The following is a 6871-nucleotide window of genomic DNA, read 5'->3' on the forward strand; positions in this document are numbered from 1 at the left end:
CGTTGCGCAATTTGAGGGGTTGTTACCCTTCAATTTTAAAGATCAGAAAAAGTAGCGCCCGTAAACCAGGTGCGTAATTTACCGCTTACTTCTCTTTTATTAAAAGGCAACTTATTAAATCATTTTAAGGAGTAGGCGATCAAGGCGATTCTTCTCTTGGATTTGCCTTGCCAACATGCGCTCCCGCATCCAAACGAATCAATTCACCCGTCATAACAGGGTTCAAAATAATCGACATGATCGTCTGTGCAACGTCAACAGGCGTTAACACTCTTCTTAGCAAATTACTTCCTTGCATACTTTTAACTAACGCCTTGTATTTATCCTCTTTACCATCAAAGGTTTCTTCCCACCACGATGAGTCGACAAAACTAGGACACACAGCATTTACCCGCACTTCAGGCGACAATGCTTGTGCCAAAGCAAGGGTCAATGTATTTTCTGCACCTTTTGCAGCGGCGTATGCAATAGAGCTACTTTTTCCTGTAATGCCTGCCGCCGAAGAAACATTAATCAGCACACCATCACCTGATGCTCTCAATAAAGGCTGGAACGCCTGTGCGACTAAATACGGCGCTGTTGCATTAACAGCAAACAAACGTGCAAAATCTTCTTCAGTTAATTGCTCAAGCTTTTCATAAGAAGCGCCTTTTGTTGCACCCAAGCAATTAACCACCACATCGGCTCTACCCCATTTTGACCCAACCAGTGAAGCCATTTCTCGACAAGTTTCTTGCCGGGTAACGTCACCTAAAAAGAGCTCAGCTTCAGCACCAGCTTCTCGGCACTCAGCAACCACTCTTTCTGCTTGTGATTCGTTTTTCAATGTATTAATTAAGCAACGCGGCGAGAAAATAGGCGAGTTGTATACAAAATTAGTTAGGCCGATATGGGAATCGTATCATATACTTATGTATGCTGCGTAACATATCTTGAGTATTCTTGTGGAGAATCAAGTAACGACTCTATGAAAAATTTAAATACTTACAAATTATCAAGTTGCGATTTTGCAAACTGTCTACCCCGAAAACAAATAATGGATCACATGATAAGCCCGTTATGGGCAGGTATGCCCCGCATAAGCGGACCGGCTTTTACCGTTTCTTGCCCACCTGGAGACAACCTAATGATGCACGTTGCAATCCATGAAGCACCCAAAGGTTCGATTATTGTTATCAACGCCGGAAGCTGTGAATACGCAGTCGCTGGGGGTAACGTTTGTAAAGTAGCGAAAAAACGTGGAATTTTAGGTTTTATCATTGATGGTGTCATTCGTGATATTGCTGAGATTCGAGACATCAAATTCCCTGTTTATACAAAAGGATTATGCCCAAAACCAGGCGCAAAAAAAGTCTATCAAGAACTCAATCTGCCTATTACTTGTGGTGATGTTCACATTATACCTAATGATATTATTGTTGCTGACGAGGACGGTATTGTTGTCATACCTTATGATGAAAAAGAGCAGGTATTAAGCTCGGCGAAAGAAAAAGCAAGCATAGAGAAAAATCAATCTCTAGAAGAATGGGAGGCTGACCATAAAAAGAAAATTAAGCAGCTTTGTGAAAAAGCTAAATCTCAAGGCTCTAGTTAGTTTTAAAAGAGACGCTAGACTACATCTATAAAAACAGGGGATGCGATATCCAAACCATCTTTGAAATAACCAAATGAAGACTAAAATGCAGCAACAGAAAAAATGTCTACCCTTTATTGCGATGTTATTTGGCGCCTTATTGCTTTGGTCAAACATCACAGCACAAAAGCTGACGACTATTTTTAACTTCACCATGCCAGCAAGTATTATTATATATCCGGTACTTTACACCATGGGCAGCTTAATCACAGAAGTTTATGGCAAAAGAACGGCTTTAAGGATTACTTTTTACGCCATTGTTTTAAACCTCTTGATGGCGCTCACTTTTAGCCTCGCGATTTTATTGCCAGCGGCTTCAATATACACAGAAGAAAGTTCTTATAACCTTATTTTAGGCAGCACCCCATTATTTATACTCGCTTCATTTATTTCATTTTTTACCGGTGAAGTAACTAATATAGTGCTAACGGTGTTGATTAAGAAAACGATTAAACTCTCTTTGCGCTTAAGAACATTAATTTGTAACCTGGCTGGCTTAAGCATCGATTGTTTTATTTTTATTTTAATTAGTTTTTTCCATTTAAGCTTTTCCTCTTTAATCCATATCGCGCTGGCTTACTATTTCTTTAAAGTGATTTATCAATTGATTTTAACGATTTTTATTAAACCTTTAGTTCAATTAGTGAGACGATTGGAGGCTTGATATCAAAATTTTTATCGATAGTTCAAAACCTTATAACAGCAATATTCTGGCACTTGGGTAAGTCATTGAAAGTGAAACAAGCGGCAAAACCCACGTAAAAACTGTATCATCTACCCATCTTGTTGATGCATGCCGGATTACGCTTCGCTAATCCGCCATGCACATCCTAAATCATACAGAAATTCATAGACAGGCATTGTTTTGATGTGACCCTGTGAACCTTAATACTCGAAATTTAAATGGCAAAGAGAAACATAGTAAAATTTGACGAACGAATCTTATCTGATTACTCCCACAAAACCCCAATAGGCGCTGCAACAAGGTTTTCTTCAAATACGTTCGAATGATCACCATCGTATAAAAGAATACCCATCAAAAACTTTTCACCTGCTGCTTTTTTCAAGCGCTTCAACCCTTGAAAGTAATCACTTTTCAAAGTAGCTGACGATTTCACCTCAATACCCATCACATCACCAGACATCGTTTCAAGCACGATATCGACTTCAACTTGATCTTTATCGCGATAATGCGAAAAATAAATGGGCTCATCACACCAAGAAGCCAAACGATTCAATTCGCATAACACATAAGACTCAAGAAGGTTACCAAATAACGTGGGATCACGATGAATCTTTTCGGCGTTAATTCGTCGAAGCGCACACAGCAATCCACTATCAACCAGATGCACTTTGGGTGTTCGAATTAAACGTTTGTTATCATTTCGGTTCCATGCGGGCAATTCTTGAAAAATAAATAGTTGCTCTAGTAATTGTAAATACCGACCCACGGTTTGGCGCGATAATCCTAAAGCATTACCCACTTCCGTATAATTGACGAGACTACCCACTTGATTACAAATCATCTGTATTAGTCTGGGCATAATATCTAAGTTATAAATTTGCCCCAAATCTTTCATATCCTTTTGAACAATACTAAGAATATATTGATTAAACCAACTAACACGCCGACTGCTTTCTTTTCTTAATAAAGCCTCTGGAAAACCGCCTGCCAATACTTTCTCAATTAACTGCTCTCTAACTCGAATTTGTTTTGTTTCGGGCATTTGACCAGCAAGCATTTTTGCTAAAAAATGTGAAGGCTGACTTTGTATCTCACACTCAGCAAGAGGCAACAATGAAACGACCTCTAAACGTCCTGCTAATGAATCTGCAACTTTTGGCAGTGCCATGGCGTTCGCGGAACCTGTTAACAAAAACCGACCTGGTAATCTATTTTCATCAATGGATTGTTTGATTGGAAGAAACAACTCTGGCACGCGCTGTACTTCATCAATAATGACTCGACGATCATTAAAGTTGCGTATAAAACCGAGCGGATCAGATTTCGCAAATGCTAATTGGTTAACATCATCCAATGTGACATAAACCGAATCGTGAGCCATTATCTGTTTAACTAAGGTCGTCTTACCACACTGCCGCGGGCCAGCCACCATCACAACGGGTGTATCTTTCAGGGCGGTTAATACTTTATTTTTAACATTCCGCTGATACATAAAAAACTTCCTTTCTAACTATTTTTCAATAGCATAGCATCGTCCAATCGTCCACACAACAGCATCTAATCGTCCATGAGTTGCCGTCCAATCGTCCACAGATTATCGTCTAATCGTCCAATGCGACTATTTTTGACATTTATTCTGCCTAGAATCAAAACTCAGTCAAAATTTAAACGGTACAACCTATTGTTTTTTAATGATTTTACTTGTCTTGCAGCCCAGCAATGACTTTAGGGACGTTGCCTAATAGCTTGATCAATGAATAATTAAATTAATCAGTATATTCTGCTTCATCTCTATTCAAATAAATACTTATGAACAAAAGGAGAGGTCATGCTTGTCAAAAGTGCGCCATAATCGGGAGTGAAGCGCACTTCATCACCCACCTGAAAATGCGAGTTTTTGCTATCCAACAAAAGATGGTCGCTACTGGCCCCTAAAATTTCCAGTGAACTTGCCGGCGTTATTCCCGAAATCAGCACATCTTGTTTGCCCAGTGCGCAAATAACCCTTCGCATCAAACCCTTGTCTTTGGGGCTTTTGATCAATCCAAAAGCATCCTGGCCGATTTGCCCATAGGGCCGAGAGGGCTTGGTTTTAACTTCGACTACTTCGGCTATCAACTGGAAGGCGTTAAGATGGAGTCCCGGAATTGCTTGGCGAGTTAGGGTTTCACACCCTAAAAGAATTGATTCGCCAATCCGTAAATTATTGATCCTGCCAAATTGTTGTGTTGCTTGGCTCCAATGATAATTAGCTGAATTACCACCTGAGATCAGCTCCAATCGAAGAGAAAACGCGCTTTCAATATATTCAGCTAGCCTGGATAATTCACTCATTTTCTTTACATCAGGCGCCACACCGCTGTAGCAAGCTAGATTGCAAGCAATGCCGATTAATTTTAGGTTGGGCAATATCAAAATTTCGCGCACAAAAGAGGTAAGATCACACGGGAGAACCCCTTCACGCAGATCACCCATTTCGACCACAATCACAATCTGATGCATTTTTTGCTGCAGTCCCGCCTGATAAGACAGGCTTTTAATCGTTTCTAGTTCGGTATTGAAACTAATATCCGCGAGCGTTACCACCGATTTAGCCAAACTCAATGGTGTGCGTAGCAGTACGAATTTTGAGTTCACTCCAGCAGCCGTCATTTTATGAATATTTTCAAGACGTGAATCGGCAATCCAATGCACGCCGCCTTGACTCATGGCCATAGCAATTGCTGGCTCACCAAGCACGCCCTTGGTGACTCCCATTAGAGATATTCCCTTCTGACCATAAAGTTTGGATAAATGCTTAGTGTTCTCGCGGATTTTGGAGAGCGAAATCTCGATTCTTGGCAACAAAGCTTTCACCAATTTTAAGACGAAATCTTAATAGGTTGTTCAGATTTATTTTTTAGTTTTAATTCAGGAAATTGATTGCAAAGGGCTAGGATCAATTTTTGGCACCCCTGAGTCAAAACATCCGTCGTCGGAAGGCCAAACTGTTCCTCGTATTGCTCGACGAAACACATTATTTCTTGTTCGTTTAGCATTTCGTGATTTAAAGTAAGTGCTATCACCTTGGCTTTTGACAAGGATTCGATCAAAGTAATTTCTTGATCAAGCGAAGGCATTCTCAGGTGAGGGAAATCGCAACGGAACTGTCTAGCAGGTGGATGTTGTAGAATCACACTATCTGGCATGCAGCCTTTTAATATGCCAATAGAGCTCATAAAAGCAGGATGGCTGACTGAGCTTTGCCCCTCAATTAAAATAATATCTGGGTTATCATGCTCGACGGCTTGAAGAATCGCATGCTCCAGCTCACCGATGACAAATTGTGAAATTAGCGCATCGATTGAAGAGCCATACTTTGCCCCTTGCATCAGGCTTGTTTGACCTGTTGCAATCATTAGTGACCTAATTCCTTGGGCATTAAGCTCCCTGTTAAGTTCAATTGCTGTCGTCATTTTCCCACAAGCACAATCGGTCCCTAAAACAGCAACCACTGGGATTTTCACCTCCGATATTTTTCCTGTGAAGACATGCAGATCCTCTAATTTTGATGGCTTTCTAACATCTTTAATCAGAACGCCCGATTTGGCGGCAATGTGAAGAAATTCAGGGTCTTCGGAGAAAAACTGATGTAATCCACTGATTAAATTCATTCCTTTTTTCATGGCGTCCAACATTAAATGTCGCTCTTCTAGGCAAAGGGATGTTTCTAGCGGAGCCTTGCCGTATATATAACAGTCTGGCGTTTTTGGCAGTGTTCGCAAGGCTTCATCGAGATCGTAAAATAGGGGGATTCCATTAGCCTTTCCCCAAAGTACTTTTCCGGCATCCTGACCGGCTAAGCGGCTGTCAATGACCCCGGTGATTTTATATAACTCCGAGTAGCGTACTAATCCGGCGGCTGTTTTTCCGTCTACTTGACCAAATTCTTTTTCACAATAAATCAATGCCGTTTCTTGCATTTGTCGCATATTAATTAACCTCGGTTGTGGGCTTTGTTCGCCCAGGGTGCTAGTGAGCCCTTTAATCTATAAACGTGATTAATTTGAAATAACCCATTCAGGAAAAGGCTGAAAAAGAGCAACGAGACAAAGATTACCCTTCAAGTCGTTTAAAAGAACTCTGTGCTAGAAAGTTTAGTAATCAAACAAGCGATGACGCATTTGAAGCGAAGATAAATTGACAATTTCTCGTTACGATTTAAGTCAATCTCAAACTGTATGTGACATTATAACACAATAATCAAGCTCTGTGTCGGATTAGATTAAGTCGAGACTCAACGCGATCTCACGATATTATGGTGGAGCAGCTCGCATCGCTTGGCAAGCCTCTGTCGTTGCCTGTGCGATAGTCTCAAATTGTGTGCGATAGCTATCTCTCAAGCCAAACAGACTAGCCCAACCACATCTAGCAATAAATGTTTTTTGCTTCTCTCAAATTGAAAACTCTATTGGCTATATTTGTAGATGGTATAAATCGCGCTAGCGACAAGATTCGGTTGATCAGTTTGAATGTAATGACTAGCATTATACGCATATAGGTGAATGCTTTTA

The 6871-nt window shown here is 40.6% G+C and carries 6 protein-coding genes; 2 read left to right on the forward strand and 4 right to left on the reverse strand.

Going from position 1 to position 6871, the window contains the following annotated elements:
- Window positions 1-139: 139 nt before the first annotated feature.
- Window positions 140-889 (reverse strand): oxidoreductase, encoded by a 750-nt coding sequence (locus tag COV52_05305; protein PIR11158.1) that lies wholly within the window; start codon window positions 887-889, stop codon window positions 140-142.
- 78 nt (window positions 890-967) lie between these two features.
- Between COV52_05305 and COV52_05310 the strand changes: the two genes are divergently transcribed.
- Both COV52_05310 and COV52_05315 read left to right on the forward strand, forming a co-directional pair.
- Complete coding sequence (locus COV52_05310) at window positions 968-1594, forward strand: diguanylate cyclase (protein PIR11159.1); 627 nt, start codon at window positions 968-970, stop codon at window positions 1592-1594.
- Between the two features lie 73 nt (window positions 1595-1667).
- Window positions 1668-2297 carry a hypothetical protein gene (locus COV52_05315; GenBank protein PIR11160.1) on the forward strand — a complete coding sequence of 210 codons (630 nt, stop codon included), beginning with the start codon at window positions 1668-1670 and terminating at the stop codon, window positions 2295-2297.
- A gap of 286 nt (window positions 2298-2583) precedes the next feature.
- On the opposite strand, the gene COV52_05320 is transcribed toward COV52_05315, so the two are convergent.
- From COV52_05320 to COV52_05330, 3 genes are all read right to left on the reverse strand, one after another.
- On the reverse strand, window positions 2584-3810 hold the full coding sequence (locus COV52_05320) for an AAA family ATPase (protein PIR11161.1): 1227 nt from the start codon (window positions 3808-3810) through the stop codon (window positions 2584-2586).
- A 299-nt stretch (window positions 3811-4109) separates the two neighbouring features.
- Complete coding sequence (locus tag COV52_05325; protein PIR11166.1) at window positions 4110-5174, reverse strand: alanine racemase; 1065 nt, start codon at window positions 5172-5174, stop codon at window positions 4110-4112.
- Between the two features lie 5 nt (window positions 5175-5179).
- Window positions 5180-6289: an EBNA-1 nuclear protein gene (locus COV52_05330; protein PIR11162.1), complete on the reverse strand. Its 1110-nt coding sequence runs from the start codon at window positions 6287-6289 to the stop codon at window positions 5180-5182.
- Window positions 6290-6871: the final 582 nt, after the last annotated feature.

The organism is Gammaproteobacteria bacterium CG11_big_fil_rev_8_21_14_0_20_46_22, from assembly GCA_002796245.1.
Taxonomy (GTDB): domain Bacteria; phylum Pseudomonadota; class Gammaproteobacteria; order UBA12402; family UBA12402; genus 1-14-0-20-46-22.